This window comes from Telluria mixta (assembly GCF_029223865.1).
Lineage (GTDB): Bacteria > Pseudomonadota > Gammaproteobacteria > Burkholderiales > Burkholderiaceae_D > Telluria > Telluria mixta.
On sequence record NZ_CP119520.1, the window covers coordinates 1,826,226 to 1,845,801 of the forward strand.

General features: G+C 63.4%; 12 protein-coding genes. 11 read left to right on the forward strand and 1 reads right to left on the reverse strand.

Annotated features, from left to right (window positions below):
- Positions 1 to 375: 375 nt before the first annotated feature.
- Positions 376 to 1,413, forward strand: a complete 1,038-nt coding sequence (locus P0M04_RS08095; protein ID WP_259448380.1) for a GGDEF domain-containing protein — start codon at positions 376 to 378, stop codon at positions 1,411 to 1,413.
- Positions 1,414 to 1,428: 15 nt separating this feature from the next.
- Here P0M04_RS08095 and P0M04_RS08100 read toward each other — a convergent pair whose 3' ends face one another.
- Positions 1,429 to 2,610, reverse strand: coding sequence for an HD-GYP domain-containing protein (locus P0M04_RS08100; RefSeq protein ID WP_281042391.1), 1,182 nt, complete (start codon positions 2,608 to 2,610; stop codon positions 1,429 to 1,431).
- A 176-nt stretch (positions 2,611 to 2,786) separates the two neighbouring features.
- Here P0M04_RS08100 and P0M04_RS08105 point away from each other — a divergent pair, with 176 nt between their 5' ends.
- The 10 genes from P0M04_RS08105 to P0M04_RS08150 all read left to right on the forward strand — a co-directional run bounded on the left by P0M04_RS08105 (position 2,787) and on the right by P0M04_RS08150 (position 19,537).
- Positions 2,787 to 3,722 (forward strand): LysR substrate-binding domain-containing protein, encoded by a 936-nt coding sequence (locus P0M04_RS08105; protein ID WP_259448382.1) that lies wholly within the window; start codon positions 2,787 to 2,789, stop codon positions 3,720 to 3,722.
- 177 nt (positions 3,723 to 3,899) lie between these two features.
- A complete protein-coding gene (locus P0M04_RS08110; protein ID WP_371877260.1) occupies positions 3,900 to 7,475 on the forward strand; it encodes an indolepyruvate ferredoxin oxidoreductase family protein in 3,576 nt (1,191 codons plus the stop codon).
- Positions 7,476 to 7,560: 85 nt separating this feature from the next.
- On the forward strand, positions 7,561 to 10,848 hold the full coding sequence (gene icmF, locus P0M04_RS08115; protein ID WP_259448383.1) for a fused isobutyryl-CoA mutase/GTPase IcmF: 3,288 nt from the start codon (positions 7,561 to 7,563) through the stop codon (positions 10,846 to 10,848).
- Positions 10,849 to 10,891: 43 nt separating this feature from the next.
- A complete protein-coding gene (locus tag P0M04_RS08120) occupies positions 10,892 to 11,209 on the forward strand; it encodes a hypothetical protein (protein ID WP_036231180.1) in 318 nt (105 codons plus the stop codon).
- Between the two features lie 181 nt (positions 11,210 to 11,390).
- Entirely contained in the window at positions 11,391 to 14,171 is a 2,781-nt protein-coding gene (gene prsT, locus P0M04_RS08125; RefSeq protein WP_259448384.1) for an XrtA/PEP-CTERM system TPR-repeat protein PrsT, read from the forward strand.
- Between the two features lie 117 nt (positions 14,172 to 14,288).
- Positions 14,289 to 15,065 carry an N-acyl amino acid synthase FeeM domain-containing protein gene (locus P0M04_RS08130; protein WP_259448385.1) on the forward strand — a complete coding sequence of 259 codons (777 nt, stop codon included), beginning with the start codon at positions 14,289 to 14,291 and terminating at the stop codon, positions 15,063 to 15,065.
- Between the two features lie 68 nt (positions 15,066 to 15,133).
- Complete coding sequence (locus tag P0M04_RS08135; protein WP_259448386.1) at positions 15,134 to 16,021, forward strand: ThiF family adenylyltransferase; 888 nt, start codon at positions 15,134 to 15,136, stop codon at positions 16,019 to 16,021.
- Positions 16,018 to 17,082 carry a nitroreductase family protein gene (locus P0M04_RS08140; protein ID WP_259448387.1) on the forward strand — a complete coding sequence of 355 codons (1,065 nt, stop codon included), beginning with the start codon at positions 16,018 to 16,020 and terminating at the stop codon, positions 17,080 to 17,082. The genes P0M04_RS08135 and P0M04_RS08140 overlap by 4 nt, the downstream gene beginning before the upstream one ends.
- A gap of 79 nt (positions 17,083 to 17,161) precedes the next feature.
- A complete protein-coding gene (locus P0M04_RS08145; RefSeq protein WP_259448388.1) occupies positions 17,162 to 18,448 on the forward strand; it encodes a glycosyltransferase in 1,287 nt (428 codons plus the stop codon).
- A gap of 189 nt (positions 18,449 to 18,637) precedes the next feature.
- Entirely contained in the window at positions 18,638 to 19,537 is a 900-nt protein-coding gene (locus P0M04_RS08150; protein WP_259448389.1) for a PEP-CTERM sorting domain-containing protein, read from the forward strand.
- Positions 19,538 to 19,576: the final 39 nt, after the last annotated feature.

The following is a 19,576-nucleotide window of genomic DNA, read 5'->3' on the forward strand; positions in this document are numbered from 1 at the left end:
GGTGGGTTAATAAGAACAGCTACCAGCCCGAGGACACCGGTCAAGTCACCACTTCCCTGCTGACTTGCCGTGTTCCGTGCCAGTGAGTCCACTATAAATTTTGATGCCGCGCGGCAACTTGACCATCAACAACTTTTCTGTGCGGAACTATTTTTTGTTCGACAGAATCAAAATCCCCCTAGCCTGGGGGAGCACGTTGCAGTTTGGCTTTGAGAAAATTCACTCAGGCTAAAAAAATTGCATTTGCATAATTGCTTAGAATGCAAAAACGCTATATCCTGTTTCGCTTGCTCTTTGTGAAACGCCTGATACCTGCGAACGCGACGGCGGCTGTGCCCAGCCTGCAGGTCGGTTGATTACATTGCTGAGAACGACATGGATTCGCTTCTGAAACACATGGTGGACATGACCGGCCACCGCGATCACGCGATGCTCGATATTTCCGTGATCTCGGCAGTGCAGGAGCTGGCGGGCGCGGCGCAGACGCGCATATTGGCCATCACGACCGTGTCCGGACAGCAATATCTGCGTGCGCGTGCGAACATCGTGAAGGGTGGCGCAGCCCGCCTGGAAGACTCGCAGGACGGCGTGCTGGGCGATCCGGTATCTGCCCTCCCCGAACTCAAACGCTGCCTGGCCGAGCACCAGACCAGCGCGGAAGCGATTGCGGCCGACGGCATGCGTGTGCTCTGGCTGCCGATCTGGTTCGCCGACAAAGCGACGACCTGCCTGGAAATCCGTGACGACAAGGCGTTTTCGCGCGAGACCGTGTACGTGATCGGCGGCATCGTCGGCGTTTACCGGAATTTCCAGAACCTGCTCGACTACAGCGAACGCGATTCACTTACCGGTCTGCTCAACCGCAAGACGTTCGACGACCAGTTGGCGCGCATGCTGCAGAATTCCCATGAACGGGATCCGCGTCTGCCGGGCCTGCCGGAACGGCGCCAGCACCATGCCCAGGAAAAGCAGTGGCTGGCCGTCGTCGACGTCGACCACTTCAAGGCCGTCAACGACAAGTTCGGCCACCTGTACGGCGACGAAGTGCTGATCCTGATCGCCAACCTGCTGCAATCGTCGTTCCGCGCGCAGGACCGCGTATTCCGCTTCGGCGGCGAGGAATTCGTCGTGCTGCTGCGCTCGACGACGCTGGACAACGCCTGGAAGATCATCGAGCGCTTCCGCATCAACGTGGAAAGCCATGTGTTCCCGCAGGTGGGACGGGTGACCGTCAGCGTCGGCTTCGTCAGCATCAGCGCGTACGAATCGCCCGTGGTCACGCTGGGCCACGCCGACCAGGCGCTGTACTACGCGAAAAGCAACGGGCGCAACCGCGCCTGCCATTACGACGACCTCGTCGCGCACGGCCTGCTGCAGACCGTCGCCTCCAACGACACCGCCGAATTCTTTTGAACGTTCCCGGAGCGCTCAGGCCAACTGCATGAAACGCAGCGGGTCGACCTGCCATTTGTCGGGCGATTCGTGGCGCACGATCTTGTCGGCGCCGCCGAAGCCCACACCACGCGCCAGGTCCACCGTTTCCGGCTTGATGTAGGTCTGGCTCTTCGTGCTGTAAAAGACGTTGACCTTGGGCGTGAGCAGACTCGATTCGTGCGGCTCGACGACCACCGCCAGCCGGCCCGATTCCAGCAGGACGAGGGTCCCGACCGGATAGATGCCGACGCAACGCATGAATTCCTGCGTCAGCGCCGGATTGAAATGGAATTTGCTCCACTCGTACATCTTGCGCAGTGCCTCGGCCGCCGGCATGCCCTTGTGATAGCAGCGGTCGGCCGTGATGGCGTCGTAGACATCGACGATCGCCGCCATCTGCGCCAGCTCGCTGATGTCCTGTTCGCCCTGGCGGTCCGGATAACCCGTACCGTCGCGCCGCTCGTGGTGGTGCAGCGTGATGTCGAGCGGGATGGGACCGATCCCGGACGAACGGCGCAGGATATCGTAGCCGTCCCTGGGGTGGCGGCGCACGATCTCGAATTCCTCGTCGGTCAGGCGACCCGGCTTGTTCAGGATGGCGTCCGGCACCCGGGCCTTGCCCGTATCGTGCAGCAGGCCGCCGATGCCGACCTGGTAAGTGGTCGCGGCATCCAGCTTGCGCGAACGGCAGAAGGCGACCAGCAGGGTGCAGACGCTGACCGAATGCAGGAACGTGTAATCGTCCTTGGTCTTGATGGCGGACAGGCCCAGCAACGCAGATGCATTGCGCAGGATCGATGCGGTGATGTTCTCGACCACCGGCGATACCTTGTCCATTTCCACCGCCTTGCCCAGGCGCGCATCCTGCATCACGGTCTTGACGAGATCGGCGGCCTGGCGCCGGATCGCCACGGCCCGGTCGAATTCCTCGGCCAGCGTCGTACGCAGCGGCGCCACCGGTTTGGCGGCGATCGCGGCGACCTCGGCCTCCGTCGCGGCTTCCGCTTCGGCCACCGTGGGCGCATCTGACACATCCAGACCGCGCGTGCAGTCGATCGTCACCGAACGGATGCCCACTACCATGATCTTGCGGATCTCATCCTCGGTGCTAAGAACGAAGCGGTTACGGACGAAAGGATGTTCCATCCAGCCGCAATCGAGGTCATGGATGAACATCCCAACGTGCAACTGGGAGGAATCGACCTTCTTGAGCATGAAAGAGTCCCGAGTGTGTGTGTTAATCTCGCCGCGATCCGGCGTCCATCGAGTATATCAACTTGATGACAGGAAACTTTCTAATAATAAACTTATGGTGATTTCTTGTAGCCATAAAGCTACAAGTATTTACAAAAATGGAACTCCGTCAGCTGCGCTATTTCGTCGCCATCGTGGACCACGGCTCGCTATCGCGTGCCGCGCTGGTCCTGCACGTGGCGCAGCCGGCGCTGACCCAGCAATTGCGTCAGCTGGAAGAGGAACTGGGCGTGCAGCTTCTGCACCGCTCGGCACAGGGCGTACTCAACACCGACGCCGGCAAGGTGTTCTATGAACATGCGCAGGCCATCCTCAAGCAGGTGGCGGATGCGCAGGCTGCCGTCGTGCAATCGGCCGAACGGCCATCGGGCAGCGTCACGCTCGGCCTGCCGCACAGTATTTCGGATGCCCTCGCGCTGCCGTTGCTGACGGCGATCCGCCAGCGCTATCCGGAAATCACGCTACAGCTGACCGAGGAAATCACCGGCAGCCTGGCCGAGCAGTTGCGCGCCGGCCGTATCAACCTGGCCGTGCTGTTCGACGACGGCCAGCTCGGCAGCTTCGCCGCCATTCCACTCGTCGAGGAAGAGCTGCGCTTCATCTGCCGCGCCGACGCATCTGCCGCCGCCGGGCACGACAGCCTGACCTTGCGCGCTGCGCTGGACACGACCCTAATCCTGCCGGGGCTGCAGCATGGCGTGCGGCCGCGCATCGAAAGCACGGCACGCGCCGCGGGCCTGGCCACGCACGGCGTCATCGAAATCAACTCGATCGCGATCCTGAAATCGGCCATCCTCGCCGGCATGGGCGCCACCATCCTGCCCGTGGCGCCGGTACAGGCCGAGGTCGAACGCGGCGCCATGCGGGCGCTGGCCATCCGCGATCCGGCCATTGCGCGCACCGTCGTGCTGTGCACCTCGCGCAATATCCCGCTGACCAATGCGGCGGCGGCCGTCAGCCGTCTCGTCGTCCAGGTGGCGCATGACTTGTGCGCCGGCGGTCACTGGATCGGGGCAACGGCACTCAAGGGGTAAGCCGAGCCATCATTTTTTCTTATGGCTCCATCCTCATTCCGTATTTCCGTATACGTCAACTTGTCTCTACACTTGGTGTAACAGCCGCCAAAGCGGCACCGGGACCCATTCCGGCCAGCGCCTACCCGGCGCGCCTCCGGCACGGGTCCATCTGAAAACACAAAGTTTGGAGACACCATGCCTGACACCGTCCTGGGCCAGGGCGCATCCGCGTCCATGCCTGCCGCGCCCGCCGTTCCCGCTCCCCTCAAAGACGTCAGCCTCGACGACAAGTATACCGCCACCTCCGGCAAGATCTTCCTGTCCGGCATCCAGGCCCTCGTGCGCCTGCCGATGATGCAGAAGCTGCGCGACGAGCAGGCCGGCCTGGACACGGCCGGCTTCGTCTCGGGCTACCGTGGCTCGCCGCTGGGCGGCCTGGACGAGAACCTGTGGAAGGCCAAGGGTCACCTGGAAGCGAAATCCATCCAGTTCGTGCCGGGCGTGAACGAGGACCTGGCCGCGACGGCCGTCTGGGGCACGCAAACCGTGGACCTGATCGGGCCGGCCAAGTACGACGGCGTGTTCGCGATGTGGTACGCGAAAGGCCCGGGAGTGGACCGCTGCGGCGACGTCTTCAAGCACATGAACCACGCCGGCACGGCGAAGAACGGCGGCGTGCTGCTCGTCGCGGGCGACGACCACGGCGCGTATTCGTCGACCCTGCCGCACCAGTCCGACCATATCTTCGCCGCCTGCATGATCCCCGTGCTGTATCCGTCCAACGTGCAGGAATACCTGGACCTGGGTGTGCACGGCTGGGCGATGTCGCGCTTTTCCGGCCTGGCCGTCGCGTTCAAGGCGCTGGCCGACACGGTGGAATCGAGCGCTTCGGTCGACGCCGATCCGTTCCGCGTCAAGGTGAACATCCCGCAGGACTTCGCGATGCCGGAAGGCGGCCTGAATACGCGGCTGTCGGCGATCCCGCTGGGCCAGCAGGCGCGCAATCAGGAAGCCCTGATGCAGGACTACAAGATCTACGCGGCGCTCGCGTATGCGCGTGAAAACAAGCTGAACCGCACGACGATCGACAGCCCGGATGCGAAGCTCGGCATCATCGCCTCCGGCAAATCGTACGTGGACGTGCTGGAAGCGCTGGAAGAACTGGGCATCGACGAAGCGATGGCTGCCCGGGTCGGCCTGCGCCTGTTCAAGGTGGCGATGATCTGGCCGCTGGAGCCGGAAGGCGTGCGCGAATTCGCGCAAGGCCTGGACGAGATCCTCGTCGTGGAAGAAAAGCGCCAAGTCGTCGAATACCAGCTGAAGGAACAGCTTTATAACTGGCGCGACGACGTGCGTCCGCGCGTGATCGGCAAGTTCGACGAAAAGGGAGAGTGGGTCGCGCCGCGCGGCGAATCGCTGCTCCCGCCGAAGGCCGATTTCTCCGTCGCGCAAGTCGCGCGCGTGATCGCCGGCCGCATCACCCGTCTGAATCTCGACGAGCGCACCCGCGACCTGATCAAGGCGAGACTGGCCTTCCTGGAAGCGAAGGACGCGGTGCTCATGAAAGCCGTGACGACGCCGTTCCGTCCCGCGTTCTATTGCTCCGGCTGCCCGCACAACACGTCGACGAAGGTGCCGGACGGCTCGTTTGCGCTGGCCGGCATCGGCTGCCACGTGATGGCCACGTCGATCTACCCGGAGATGAACAAGCTGACGACGCACATGGGCGGCGAAGGCGCGCCGTGGATCGGCCAGGCCGCGTTCTCCAAGGTGCCGCACGTATTCCAGAACCTGGGCGACGGCACCTATTTCCACTCGGGCTATCTCGCCGTGCGTGCCGCCATCGCGGCCAAGGTCAACATCACTTATAAAATCCTGTACAACGACGCGGTCGCGATGACGGGCGGCCAGCCGGTCGACGGCACGACGTCCGTGCCGCTGATCGCGCGCCAGATGGCGGCCGAAGGCGTCCAGCGCATCGCGCTCGTCACGGAAGACCTGTCGCGTTACGAAGACCGCTCCGCGCTGCCGGCGGAAGTGACGTTGTACGACCGCAGCAAGATGGACGACGTGCAGCGCGAACTGCGCGAGATCCCCGGCGTGACGGTGCTGATCTACGACCAGACCTGCGCGGCAGAGAAGCGCCGTCGCCGGAAAAAGGGCGAGTTCCCGGATGTCGCAAAACGCATGGTGATCAACGAAGCCGTGTGCGAAGGCTGCGGCGATTGCGGCGTCCAGTCGAACTGCGTGGCTATCCTGCCGAAGGAAACGGAATTCGGCCGCAAGCGCGCCATCGACCAGTCCGCGTGCAACAAAGATTATTCGTGCGCCAAGGGCTTCTGCCCGAGCTTCGCCACCGTCGAAGGCGGCACGCTGAAGAAGAACAAGGCCGGCGCCAGCAAGAAGGATGGCGATGACGGCTGGGGTCCGCTGCCCACGCCCGCCCTTCCCTCGATCGCGGCGCCGTACAACATCCTGATCAACGGCATCGGCGGCACCGGCGTCATCACCGTCGGCGCGCTGATGGGCATGGCGGCCCACCTCGAAGGCAAGGGTGCGTCCGTGCTGGACATGACGGGCATGAGCCAGAAGAACGGCTCCGTCACGTCGCACGTGAAGATCGCGGAGACGCCGGAACGCCTGCGTGCGCAGCGCATCGCCACCGGCGAGGCCGACCTCGTGCTGGGCTGCGACATGCTGACGGCCGGCGCCGCCGACGCCATCTCGAAGATGCGTCCGGGCCGCACGATGGTCGTCGTCAATCTGCACGAGCAGCCGACCGGCACGTTCGCCCAGCAGAGAGATTGGGAATTCCCGGCCGACCAGGTCCGTTCGCTGATCGTGGAAGCGGTCGGTGGCGAGGCCGGCGCCGACTTCCTCGACGCGACGAAGCTGGCGACGGCGCTGATGGGTGACTCGATCGCCGCCAACCTGTTCATGCTGGGCTATGCATGGCAGAAGGGCCTCGTGCCGCTGTCGGAAGCCTCGCTGCTGCGCGCCATCGAACTGAACGGCGTGGCCGTCGCATCGAACCAGCGCAGCTTCCTGTGGGGCCGCCGCGCCGCCGTCGACCTGCAACGTGTCGAACGCACGGCGATCCCGGCGCAGCCGGTCCTGGTCCAGATGCCGCAGAGCCTCGACAGCGTGATCAAGAAGCGCGTCGAATTCCTGACCGGTTACCAGGACGCGGCCTATGCAGCGCAATACGAAACGCTGGTCACGCGCGTGCGCGAACGCGAGGCGGCGCTCAAGCTGGGCAACAAGCTGTCGATGGCCGTCGCGAAGTCGTATGCCAAGCTGATGGCCTACAAGGACGAGTACGAAGTGGCGCGCCTGTACACGGACGGCCGCTTCGTGGAGCAGCTGCAAAGCCAGTTCGACGGCAAGTTCAGCGTGAAATTCAACCTGGCGCCGCCGCTGTTCGCGAAGAAGGACGCCAAGGGCCACCTCGTGAAAGCCGAGTTCGGGTCGTGGATGTGGGGTGCGTTCAAGCTGCTGGCCAAACTGAAAGGCTTGCGCGGCACGGCATTCGACGTGTTCGGCTACACGGCCGAGCGCAGGATGGAGCGCGCCCTCGTCACCGAATACCGTGACATGATCGAGGCGCAGCTAGCGTCGCTGGACGCATCGAACCACGCCGTCGCCGTCGAGCTGGCGGCGCTGCCGGAGCAGATCCGCGGCTTCGGCCACGTCAAGGAAAAAGCCGTGGCCGAGTATCGCGTGCACAAGGAGGAACTCCTCTCCGGCAACATCAAAAAGCGTGCCGCATGATGTCGAGAACCATTCTTGACGTTTACGTTAACGTCATATACCGTACAAAGAACCCACAGTTCGCTTCCGTTTTCCAGGGAACACCATGAACGACATCACGCCTGCCGCCAAGCTCGACCTGCCGGAGCACGCCAAGCTGTCCAACAAAGTCCGTTTCGTCACGGCCGCCTCGCTGTTCGACGGCCACGACGCCTCGATCAACATCATGCGCCGCATCCTGCAGACGAACGGCGCCGAAGTCGTGCACCTGGGGCATAACCGCTCGGTCGACGAAGTCGTCACGGCCGCGCTGGCCGAGGACGTGCAAGGCATCGCCATCTCCAGCTACCAGGGCGGCCACGTCGAATATTTCAAGTACATGATCGACCTGCTGCGCCAGCGCGGCGGCGCCCACATCAAGGTGTTCGGCGGGGGCGGCGGCGTCATCGTCCCGCACGAGATCGAAGAGCTGCATGCCTACGGCGTCACGCGCATCTTCTCTCCAGAAGACGGCCAGCGCATGGGCCTCGTCGGCATGATCCGCTCGATGCTGGAAGCGTGCGACGTCGACCTGTCGAGCTATGCGCCGACCACCCTCGATCCGCTGCAGACCGGGCCGATCGAGCAGCGCCACCGCCCGCTCGCGCAACTGATCACGGCACTGGAAAACGGCAAGGCGGACGGCAGTCTGCGCAAGCGCATCATGGACACGGCCGAAGGCCTGAAAGTGCCCGTGCTGGGCATCACGGGCACGGGCGGCGCGGGTAAATCGTCGCTGACGGATGAACTCATCCGCCGCATCCGCCTCGACCAGGGCGACCGCCTGAACATCGCGGTCATCTCCATCGACCCGTCGCGCCGCAAATCCGGCGGCGCGCTGCTGGGCGACCGCATCCGCATGAATGCGATCAACCCGTGGAACGGGCAGGCACGCGTGTTCATGCGCTCGCTCGCGACGCGCGAAGCGGGATCGGAAATCTCGCAGGCCCTGCCGGACGTGATCGCCGCATGCAAGGTCGCGGGCTTCGACCTCGTGATCGTCGAAACGTCCGGCATCGGCCAGGGCGACGCCGCCATCGTGCCGCACGTCGACGTATCGATGTACGTGATGACGCCGGAATTCGGCGCCGCGTCGCAGCTCGAGAAGATCGACATGCTGGACTTCGCCGACTTCATCGCCATCAACAAGTTCGACCGCAAGGGCGCCCAGGACGCGCTGCGCGACGTGGCCAAGCAGGTCCAGCGCAACAAGGAATTGTGGAGCAGGTCGCCGGACGAGATGCCCGTCTACGGCACGCAGGCGTCGCGCTTCAACGATGACGGCGTCACCGCGCTGTATCTCGGCCTGCTGCCGGCGCTGGCGGAACTCGGCCTGAAAATCGACACGCCGAAACTGCCCAGGCCGGCCACCAGATACTCGAGCGGCAAGAACGTGATCGTGCCGCCCGCGCGCTCGCGCTACCTGGCCGAGATCGCGGACACCGTGCGCGGCTACCACCGCAACGTCGGCAAGCAGGTGAAACTCGCGCGCGAGCGCCAGCAGCTGACGGAGACGAAGCGCATGCTCGCCGCCGCGAACCGTGAAGTCGTGTTGGACGACCTGATCACGGAACGCGAGAACGCGATGGAAGGCGAGGCGAAGACACTGCTCGCGTCCTGGCCGCAGCTGCAGGCAACCTACGCGGGCGACGAGCACGTGGTCAAGATCCGCGACAAGGAAATCCGCACGAACCTCACGTACACGACGCTCTCGGGCAACAAGGTGCGCAAGGTCGCCCTGCCCCGCTTCGAGGATCACGGCGAGATCCTGCGCTTCCTGATGCTGGAAAACGTGCCGGGTGCCTTCCCGTACACGGCCGGCGTGTTCCCATTCAAACGCGAGGGCGAGGATCCGACCCGCATGTTCGCCGGCGAAGGCGACGCGTTCCGCACGAACCGCCGCTTCAAGCTGGTCTCGCAGGGCATGGATGCAAAGCGCCTGTCGACGGCGTTCGACTCCGTCACCCTGTACGGCGCCGACCCGGCGCTGCGGCCCGACATCTATGGGAAAGTGGGCAACTCGGGCGTATCGATCGCGACGCTGGACGACATGAAGGTGCTGTACGACGGTTTCGACCTGTGCAGCCCGAACACCTCGGTCTCGATGACGATCAACGGCCCCGCCCCGACCATCCTCGCGATGTTCATGAATACCGCGATCGACCAGCAGATGGACCGGTTCGAGCGCGACAACGGCCGCAAGCCGAACGCCGACGAAACGCAAAAGATCCGCGCGTGGGTACTGGCCAACGTGCGCGGCACGGTGCAGGCCGACATCCTGAAGGAAGACCAGGGCCAGAACACCTGCATCTTCTCGACGGAATTCTCGCTGAAGGTCATGGGCGACATCCAGGAATACTTCGTCCAGAACCAGGTGCGCAATTTTTACTCGGTGTCGATCTCGGGCTACCACATCGCCGAAGCGGGCGCGAACCCGATCTCGCAGCTGGCCTTCACCCTGTCGAACGGCTTTACGTTTGTCGAAGCCTACCTCGCGCGCGGCATGCACATCGACGACTTCGCGCCGAACCTGTCGTTCTTCTTCTCGAACGGGATGGATCCGGAATACACGGTGCTGGGCCGCGTGGCGCGCCGCATCTGGGCCGTCGCGATGCGCGACAAGTACGGCGCGAACGACCGCTCGCAGAAGCTGAAGTACCACATCCAGACGTCGGGCCGCTCGCTGCACGCGCAGGAGATCGACTTCAACGACATCCGCACCACCCTGCAGGCGCTGATCGCGATCTACGACAACTGCAACTCGCTGCACACGAACGCGTACGACGAGGCGATCACGACGCCGACCGACGAATCCGTCCGCCGCGCGCTCGCAATCCAGCTGATCATCAACCGCGAATGGGGCCTGGCCAAGAACGAGAATCCGAACCAGGGCTCGTTCATCCTCGAGGAGCTGACGGACCTCGTCGAGGAAGCCGTGCTGCAGGAATTCGAGCGCATCGCCGAGCGCGGCGGCGTGCTCGGTGCGATGGAAACGGGCTACCAGCGCGGCAAGATTCAGGAAGAGTCGATGCTGTACGAGCACCGCAAGCACGACGGCAGCCTGCCGATCATCGGCGTGAACACCTTCCGCAATCCGAAGGCCGCGGAGGCCCCGGCGACGATCGAACTGGCCCGTTCCACCGACGACGAGAAGCAGTCGCAGCTCACGCGCCTGGAAGACTTCCATCGCCGCCATGCGGACGAGGCACCGGCCGCGCTGGCCGCGCTGCAGCAGGCCGCCATCGACAACGAGAACGTGTTTGCCCGCCTGATGGACGCCGTACGCGTCTGCTCCCTGGGCCAGATCACGACGGCGTTGTTCGAGGTGGGCGGACAGTATCGCCGCAATATGTAGTCCTGTCCTAGAATGGCTCCGGGGACCATCACCGGAGCCATGCATGCCCATCCAGCCGCAACAACTCGCTGCCCTCATGCGCGAAGTCGAACAGGAAGACCCGATCGACTTCGCAGACCTGCCCTTTCCCGAGGACGACCTGCGCGAGCTCGTCGCCAGCCATTTGTGCGAGATGGCCGCCTCGATGGAAAACTTCAGTACCGAAGACCGCTTGATGACCTTGCTGGCCGTCTCGGCCAAACTCGTGCTCGAAAACCTTGTATTGCACGTTCAATTGTTACGTCGCCATGGCTTGCCCGTCGGCGACAACGTCGAGGCCCTGTTGAGCCGCCTGCGCAAAGGTGAAAACGGCCCGGAATAGTAATATGGCCGTCATATTGTCGAGATTTGACGTCAAATGTGACAGAGTTCCACCACTTTGATGGGGGATTTGCAACACGGCGGCAAACTTGTGCGGCTTTGTTAGTATTCCTTCAGGTATTATTGTTGAAGAGGAATCCGCACAACAATGCGGTTACGATAGATATCTCGAGGAATGCCAGATGCCGCGTCACCCCAACAAGCTCAAACTTACTGCTGCCATCCTGTCCGGTGCGTTCATGGTAGCCGGGCTGTCCGCCTGCGGCCGCTCCACGCAGTCGACCGAGCAGCTGCTGGGCGAAGCCAAGCAGTATCAGCAGAAAGGTGACCTGAAGTCAGCAATGATTCAGCTCAAGAATGCGGTCGAAAAGAGCCCGGAAAACGCCGAGGCACGCATGGAGCTGGGCAACCTCGAACTCGACATGGGCGATTTCCCCTCGGCCGAGAAGGAATTCCGCAAGGCCCGCTCGAGCGGGATCGCCGCCGACCGCGTGCTGCCCCAGTTGGCCAAGGCGATGTCGCAGCAAGGCAAGTTCAAGGAAATCCTCGACGAAGTCACGCCGGAAGTGGCCGCCAAATCGGCGTCGTTGCAGACGCTGCGCGGCGACGCCTTGCTGGCCACCGGCAAGCTCGACGAGGCCAAGCAGGCGTTCGAGCAAGCCCTGGCGCTGAACGCCAATGCGGGTGACGCCCTGCTCGGCCTGGCGCGCTACGCGGTCGCCAAGCAGGACAAGGACGCGGCCGAGCGTTACATCGACGAAGCCGTGGCCAAGGATCCCAAGAATGCGGATGTCTTCATGGCGCGCGGCTCGCTGATGCGCACGCAGGGCAAGGCCGACGAGGCGATCGCCGCCTTCGACCAGGCGCTGGCACTGAATCCGCGCCATCGCACGGCACATATCGAGAAGGCGTACGTCCACATCACCCGCGGCAAGTTCGCGGACGCAAAAGCCGAAATCGATGCGGCCGAGAAGAATGCGCCGGGCAATCTGCTCGTGACATATACCCGCGCGCTGTACGAATTCTCGCAAGGTAAGTACTCGGCGGCCCAGGACGCCCTGGGGCGCGTCCTGAAAGTCGCACCGGACCACATGCCCAGCGTGCTGCTGGCCGGCGCGTCGGAACTGAACCTCGGCGCCTTGCAGCAAGCCGACCAGCATCTGCGCAAATACCTCGAATTCAATCCGAACGACGTGTACGCCCGCAAGCTGCTGGCCCAGGTCCAGCTCAAGAGCGCACAACCGAACGATGCCGCCGTCACGCTCGCGCCGGCACTGAAGAGTGCGGCGGACGATCCGCAGGTGCTCGCCCTGGCCGGCGAAACCTATATGCAGGTGCATGACTTCAACAAAGCCAGCGCCTACCTGGAAAAAGCCGCGACCTTGGCACCGAAAGCCGCTGGTCTGCGTACGTCGCTCGGCCTGTCCAAGCTGGCCCAGGGCGACCAGGCGCGCGGCCTGTCCGAACTGCAAAAGGCCACGGAGCTCGACCCGAAATCGGCGCAGGCCACGATGGCGCTGGTCCAGACGGAGATCAACCTCAAGCATTACGACAAGGCGTTGGCCGCCATCGACGCCCTCGAAAAGCAGCAGCCCGACAATCCGCAGGTGCTGACCCTGCGGGGCGCCGTCAACATGGTCAAGGGCGACGTGCCCGCCGCCCGCGCCGCGCTGGACAAGGCCGTTGCCCTGCAACCGACCTTCATCCCGGCCGTCCAGAACCTGGCACGCCTGGACCTCGTCGAGAAAAAACCCGACGTCGCCAAGCAGCGCTACGAAAAAGTCCTGCAGAAGGAACCGAACAACGTCGACGCGATGCGCGCCCTGGGCGAACTGGCGATGATGCAGAAGCATCCCGAGGAAGCGACGACGTGGTTCGAGAAGGCCAGCAACGCGAAGCCGGAGGCCGTCGGGCCGGCGCTCAACCTCGGCCGGCACTACCTGAGTACGGGACAGGCGCAGAAAGCGCTGACGCTGGCACGCAAGGTCCAGACCGCCAACCCGACCAATCCCGAACTGGTGGAACTGCTGGGCCAGGCCCAGATCGCCAACAAGGACACGTCCGGCGCGCTGGAAACCTACAGCAAGCTGGTCAACCTGGCTCCGAAATCGGCTGCGCCGCACCTGCGCCTGGCCGGTGTGCACATGCTGATGCAGAACAATAACGCCGCAGCCGAGGATCTGAAGCGCGCCGTCGACCTGCAACCCGACCTGGTCGCTGCCCGCCTCGCTCAGGTCGAGCTGGCCGTGCGCATGGGCCGTGGGGACGAGGCGCTGGCCATGGCGCGCCAGATCCAAAAGATCAACGACAAGTCGCCCGTCGGCTACGCGACCGAAGGCGATGTGCTGATGTCGCAAAGGAAGCCGGCGCAGGCGCTGCCCGCCTACGACAAGGCGTTCGCGATCGCCAAGGCACCGGAAATCCTCATGAAATCCCTGCAGGCCATGACGCTGACCGGCAAGGGCAAGGAAGCGCAGGCACGCGCGGCCCAGTTCCTGAAGGACAACCCGAACGACGTCCTGATCGGCATGTACGCCGCCGAGAACAACCTGGCGGCCAAGGATTACAAGGCCGCGATCGCACGCCTGGAAGACATCGTCAAGCGCACGCCGAACAATGCTGCCGCACTGAACAACCTGGCGTATGCTTATCAGCAAGTGAAAGATCCGCGCGCACTTGCAACTGCCGAGCAGGCATATAAACTTGCTGAGAACAACGCCGGCGTCATGGACACGCTGGGCTGGCTTCTGGTGGAACAAGGCAATACGGGCCGCGGCGTGCCGCTGCTGCAGAAAGCCAGCAGCCTGGCGCCGAAGTCGTCCGAAGTGCGCTACCACCTGGCGGTAGGTCTGAGCAAATCGGGCGACAAGGCAGGCGCGCGCAAGGAGCTCGACAAGCTTCTGGCGGACGATAGATCGTTCGACCAGGCCGACGAAGCGCGCGCATTGCTAAAGGCTTTGTAAGAAGCTAATATACCTTAATAAATAAATAATAATCCACGCCCGGCACTGCCAGGGCGCGGGCACCAGAACTTCCGTTCGCAGTACGCGAACGTTTTTAAACAATTGGGGAATCCTGCGATGACGACTTTCGACGATTTCAAGGATCCAGAGGGTGGTTCGGCCGCATCCCTATCGGACGCTCATGATTTTGGTGATCGCGATAATATGACGCCCTCGCAATATGAGGATGTTATCGTGAACCACGATTCGTATGGAATCCGGCTTACCGATACTGCGGACGGGCGAAATTCGGCAAGTATGCTGATCAACAAGATGTATGCCTGGCGCGGTTATTCCGGCACGCATCAATTCAGCGACGACCCGAATCGCATTACCCTCACCGCCACCGACAAGGGTGACGTGGTCGGTACGCTCACGATCGGTATCGATTCGCCGATCGGCCTGATGGCCGACCAGATCTTCAAGGAGGAGCTGGACGCGCACCGCAACAAGGGTGCGCGCCTGTGCGAGTTCACGAAGCTGGCGTTCGACCCGTCAGTCCGCTCGAAAACGTCACTGGCCAACCTGTTTCACCTGGCCGTGATCTATGCCCGCGACATCCACCAATGCACGGATATCGTCATCGAGGTAAATCCGCGCCACCGCCGTTTCTACGAACGCATGCTCGGTTTCCAGCAAGAGGGCGAGCTGAAAATCAATCCGCGCGTCGAGGCACCGGCCTACCTGCTGCGGGTGAATCTGGAATTCGTGACGGAACAGATCCAGAAATACGGCGGCACATTCAGCGCCGATAACAACGTGTCCGAACGGTCGTTTTACCCCTATTTCTTCTCGCCGCGTGAAGAACGAGGCATCATCAACCGCCTCCTGCGCATGGATGAACAACACGCATAAAATGCGCTGTGCGTAGCAGATATCGGTACTTTCGGCCGTTTTATCGATAAAACCGTTTTTCCTCATCAATGACAAATCCGTTCCGCTATGAACAGGCGTTTTCGCGCAATATCGGCTGGGTAACGCCTGCAGAACAGCAGGCCCTGCGCGGCAAGCGTGTCGCCATTGCCGGCGGCGGCGGGGTCGGCGGCGTGCACCTGCTGACCCTGGCACGCCTGGGCGTGACGAAGTTTCATATCGCCGACTTCGACACCTTCGACATCGTCAACTTCAACCGCCAGGTCGGCGCCATGATGTCGACGGTCGGCCAGCCCAAGGCCGAAGTCCTGGCCCGCATGGCCAAGGACATCAATCCCGAAATCGACGTCAAGATCTTTCCTGACGGTGTCAACCAGGGCAATCTCGACCAATTCCTGGACGGCGTCGACCTCTACGTCGACGCGCTCGACTTCTTTGCTTTCGACGCCCGCCAGCAGACGTTCGCCGCGTGCGCCCGCCTCGGGATCCCGGCCACGACGGCCGCGCCGCTGGGCATGGGCGCCGCCCTGCTGAATTTCCTCCCGGGGCAGATGACGTTCGAAGAGTATTTCCAGTGGGGCGACCTGCCCGAACTGGACAAGGCCATCCGCTTCGTCGTCGGCCTGGCACCGGCCGGCCTGCACCGCCCTTACCTCGTCGTGCCGGACGCGGTCAATTTCGCCGAGCGCCGCGGTCCGTCGACCTTCATGGCCTGCCAGCTGTGCGCCGGCATCGTCGCTACCGAGGCGCTGAAGATCCTGCTGGGACGCGGCAAGGTCCTGGCCGCGCCGCACGGCGTGCAATTCGACGCCTATCGCAACAAGCTGGCCCACACTTGGCGTCCGGGCGGCAACGGCAACCCGTTCCACCGCCTGATGATCTCGATCGCCAAGCGCCAGATGACGCGCCAGCTCGCCGGGAAAGCGGTACAGGCATGAATCTCCCGCAGACCCTCCACGACATCCTCGACCTGGCGCGCTGGGCGCCGAGCGGCGACAACACCCAGGTGTGGCGATTCGAAGTGCTCGGCCCCGACCATGTCGCCGTGCACTTCCACGATACCCGCGAAGATACGGTGTACGACTTCCGCGGCCGCCCGAGCCAGATCTCGCACGGCACCTTGCTGGAGACGATGGCGATCGCCGCCACCGCCCACGGCCTGCGCACCGAGATCACCCGGCGCCCGGACGACCAGGATCACCTCCCCGTATTCGACGTACGCTTCGTACCCGACCCGGCCGTGAAGCCGAGTCCGCTGCTGGGCGCCATCACGACCCGCAGCGTGCAGCGCCGCGCGATGAGCACGCGCGCCCTGACGCCCGAGGAAAAACGTGTCCTCGAGGAGAGCGTCGGCGCCGGCTACGAAGTGCGCTGGATCGAAGGTTTCGGCGGCAAAATGGCCGCGGCGCGCCTGATGTTTTCGAACGCCAAGCTGCGCCTGACGATGCCGGAAGCCTATGAGGTACACCGACGCATCATCCACTGGAACGCGCGCCACAGCCCCGATCGCGTGCCCGACCAGGCCCTGGGCGTCGATGCCGCCACCTTGCGCCTGATGAAATGGGCGATGGTCAGCTGGGGTCGCCTGTCGACGATGAACCGCCTGATGGGCACCTGGGCACCGCGCCTGCAGATGGACCTCGTGCCGGGCCTGCGCTGCGCTGCCCACTTTGTCATCATGGCCAGACACGCGCCGGAAACGGTCGAGGACCACGTCGCCGCCGGCCGCGCCGTGCAGCGTTTCTGGCTCACGCTGACCCACCTGGGCCTGGCGATGCAGCCCGAGATGACGCCCCTGATCTTTTCCGCCTACGTGCAGCACGGCGAGTCGTTCTCGACCGTCGAGAAATTGCATGGTTCGGCGCGGCAATTGCAGCAACGCCTGCACAAGCTGATCGGCACCGGCAACGGCCATCCGGTCTTCATGGGCCGGCTCGGCGCCGGTCCGGCGCCCCAGGCCCGTTCGTTGCGCAAGCCACTTGCAGAACTGATGAAGTAAACCGACGGCGCGGCGTGTCCGCGCCGTCGGCGCCGCCCGCCTGGCACGTTCCCGCAACCCTCTTTCGATCGATACCCCTATGGAACGTATCAAAATCCTGTTCTTTGCGGAAGCCGTGACGCTCGCCCACGTCGGCCGCCCCATCGCCCTTGCGCAATCCCTCGATCCCGCACGTTTCGACGTGCACGTTGCGTGCGCGGATGGCTATGAATTCTGCTTCAACGGGACGCAATTCACCCGCTGGACCATACACAGCATTCCCAGCCAGCAATTCCTCGACGCACTCGCAGGCGGCAAGCCGGTGTACAGCACGGCGACGCTCGCGGGCTACGTCGAGGACGACCTGCGCGTGCTCGACGCCGTCCGTCCCGACATCGTCGTCGGCGATTTTCGCCTGTCGCTCTCGGTCAGTGCGCGGCTGCGCCGGATACCGTACGTGTCGCTGATGAATGCCTACTGGAGTCCGTACGTCGTGCAGCATTACGCCGTCCCGCACATCCCGCTGACGCGCCTCCTGCCGATCCGCATCGCGAATGCGATCTTCCGCATGGCGCGTCCGGTCGCGTTCGCCTCGCATTCCGTGCCGCTGAACCGCGTACGCCGCCAATACGGCCTGCCGTCGCTGGGCACCGACCTGCGCAAGGTCTATACGGATGCCGACTACAGCATGTATGCCGACGTTCCCGACCTGTTCCCGCCGAAGAGCCTGCCTCAACAGCACGCCTATATCGGTCCCATCATCTGGGCGCCGCCGCTGGCCAAGCCGGACTGGTGGGATAAATTGCCGGAAGATAAGCCTATCGTCTACGTCACGCTCGGCAGCTCCGGCCAGGGCCGCCTCCTGCCGCTGGTGCTGGAAGCGCTGGCGCCGCTGCCGGTGACCGTCATCGCGGCCACGGCCGGGACGATCGACGTGGCCAGCGCGCCTGCGAACGCGTTCGTCGCCCCCTATCTGCCGGGCGACCTGGCGGCGCAGCGCGCCAGCCTCGTTGTCTGCAACGGCGGCAGCCCGACCAGCCAGCAGGCGTTGGCCGCCGGCGTGCCGGTGCTGGGCGTCGCCAGCAATCTCGATCAGTTCCTGAACATGAGTGGCGTCATCAAGGCCGGTGCCGGCGCCCTGCTGCGCGCCGACCGCTTCCGCGCCAAGAAGCTGACGCGCCAGGTGCGCGCAATGCTCGACGATCCGGCGCTGGCGGCAGGAGCCCGTCGCGTGGCCGAAGCATTCGCCAACTATCCTGCGGCGCAACGCATGACGGCGTTCCTTGAAGGTGTGCAGGCGTTCCACCGCCATGCGCCGACCGCCTATGTGGAGATCAACGGCGCTGCAACCAAGGATCAAAACGGCGCTTTGACGAACGTTATGTAGTGACTGTCGGAATTTTTTACAGCAGACAGTTCCCCAGATCGGGTAGTTTATTGCAATTCTTCATAAGTCGTTGATTTAGAACAGCAGCACGCAGGCTGGCACGGCTCTTGCATTAACGTGTTCATGAGCCGCAACGACAACACGCGGTTTAACCGAACAAACTTAACAAGCATCCACACTGGAGCCTACATGAAGAATTCGTTCCGCAAATTGATCCCGGTCGCAGCCGCCTTCGGTCTGGTCTTCGCCGCATCGTCGGCACAAGCATTCACCCTGAAAAACGGTACCGGCACCACGTACGCAACCGACGTGTCCAGCCTGGACTGGAACTCGACCGGTAGCGGCATCGCCAAAGGCGTCGCAAGCGGTACGAAACTGACCCAAGGTACGAAATTTGATTTCCTGTACCAAGCGAACCTGTCTTCGGTCAACGGCAACACCACCGGCAATTTCCGCGGCAACCTGGACTCCACCGGTGACGGCAAGCCGAACGACTCGTCGGCATTCGAATTCACGATCGTGGCCAAGCTGAGCGAATACGTGCGCACCTCGTCCGTCGATCTGGTGAACGGTACGGTGAGCGCCACCTTCGGCCTGCAAAACACGGTCGGCGCGAATAAAGTCGCGATCTACTACGATACCAAAGCCAATTCCTTCACCAGCAAAGGTACCGGTTTCGACGACGGCGTCATGGTTGCCCTGCTGACCGTGGATCCGACCTACACGCTGTCGACGTTCACCACCACCATCGCTACCGGCAGCGGCCTGGGCTCGACCAAGATGAAGGCGACCGTCCTGGAGGCGGGCGACTTCATCAACCAGAACTACCTGGCTGGCCTGACGCAGGTGACCTTCAACTACGACTCGAACCTGAACCTGCCGGCAGGCGATTCGATCACCAGCGCATTCCACTCTGGCCCTGGCGACAACACGCTGTTCCCGTCGTATAGCGTGCAGCCGGGCGACCTGGTGTTCAAGGTCGACGGCGCAACCGCTGTCAACGTTCCGGAACCGGCCAGCATCATGCTGCTGGGCATGGGCATGCTGGGCCTGGTTGGCGCCAAGCGCCGCCGTGCTCCGAAGGCCTGATTCAGACAGGCATCAGCACCAGATAAAACCGCGGCCTCG

Excerpts from the sequence above, each read along its gene's own strand:
- P0M04_RS08150 (WP_259448389.1), top strand. The coding sequence starts at position 18,638 with ATGAAGAATTCGTTCCGCAAATTGATCCCGGTCGCAGCCGCCTTCGGT.
- P0M04_RS08095 (WP_259448380.1), top strand. The coding sequence starts at position 376 with ATGGATTCGCTTCTGAAACACATGGTGGACATGACCGGCCACCGCGAT.
- P0M04_RS08105 (WP_259448382.1), top strand. The coding sequence starts at position 2,787 with ATGGAACTCCGTCAGCTGCGCTATTTCGTCGCCATCGTGGACCACGGC.
- icmF (WP_259448383.1), top strand. The coding sequence starts at position 7,561 with ATGAACGACATCACGCCTGCCGCCAAGCTCGACCTGCCGGAGCACGCC.
- P0M04_RS08130 (WP_259448385.1), top strand. The coding sequence starts at position 14,289 with ATGACGACTTTCGACGATTTCAAGGATCCAGAGGGTGGTTCGGCCGCA.
- prsT (WP_259448384.1), top strand. The coding sequence starts at position 11,391 with ATGCCGCGTCACCCCAACAAGCTCAAACTTACTGCTGCCATCCTGTCC.
- P0M04_RS08120 (WP_036231180.1), top strand. The coding sequence starts at position 10,892 with ATGCCCATCCAGCCGCAACAACTCGCTGCCCTCATGCGCGAAGTCGAA.
- P0M04_RS08135 (WP_259448386.1), top strand. The coding sequence starts at position 15,134 with ATGACAAATCCGTTCCGCTATGAACAGGCGTTTTCGCGCAATATCGGC.
- P0M04_RS08100 (WP_281042391.1), bottom strand. The coding sequence starts at position 2,610 with ATGTTCATCCATGACCTCGATTGCGGCTGGATGGAACATCCTTTCGTC.
- P0M04_RS08145 (WP_259448388.1), top strand. The coding sequence starts at position 17,162 with ATGGAACGTATCAAAATCCTGTTCTTTGCGGAAGCCGTGACGCTCGCC.
- P0M04_RS08110 (WP_371877260.1), top strand. The coding sequence starts at position 3,900 with ATGCCTGACACCGTCCTGGGCCAGGGCGCATCCGCGTCCATGCCTGCC.
- P0M04_RS08140 (WP_259448387.1), top strand. The coding sequence starts at position 16,018 with ATGAATCTCCCGCAGACCCTCCACGACATCCTCGACCTGGCGCGCTGG.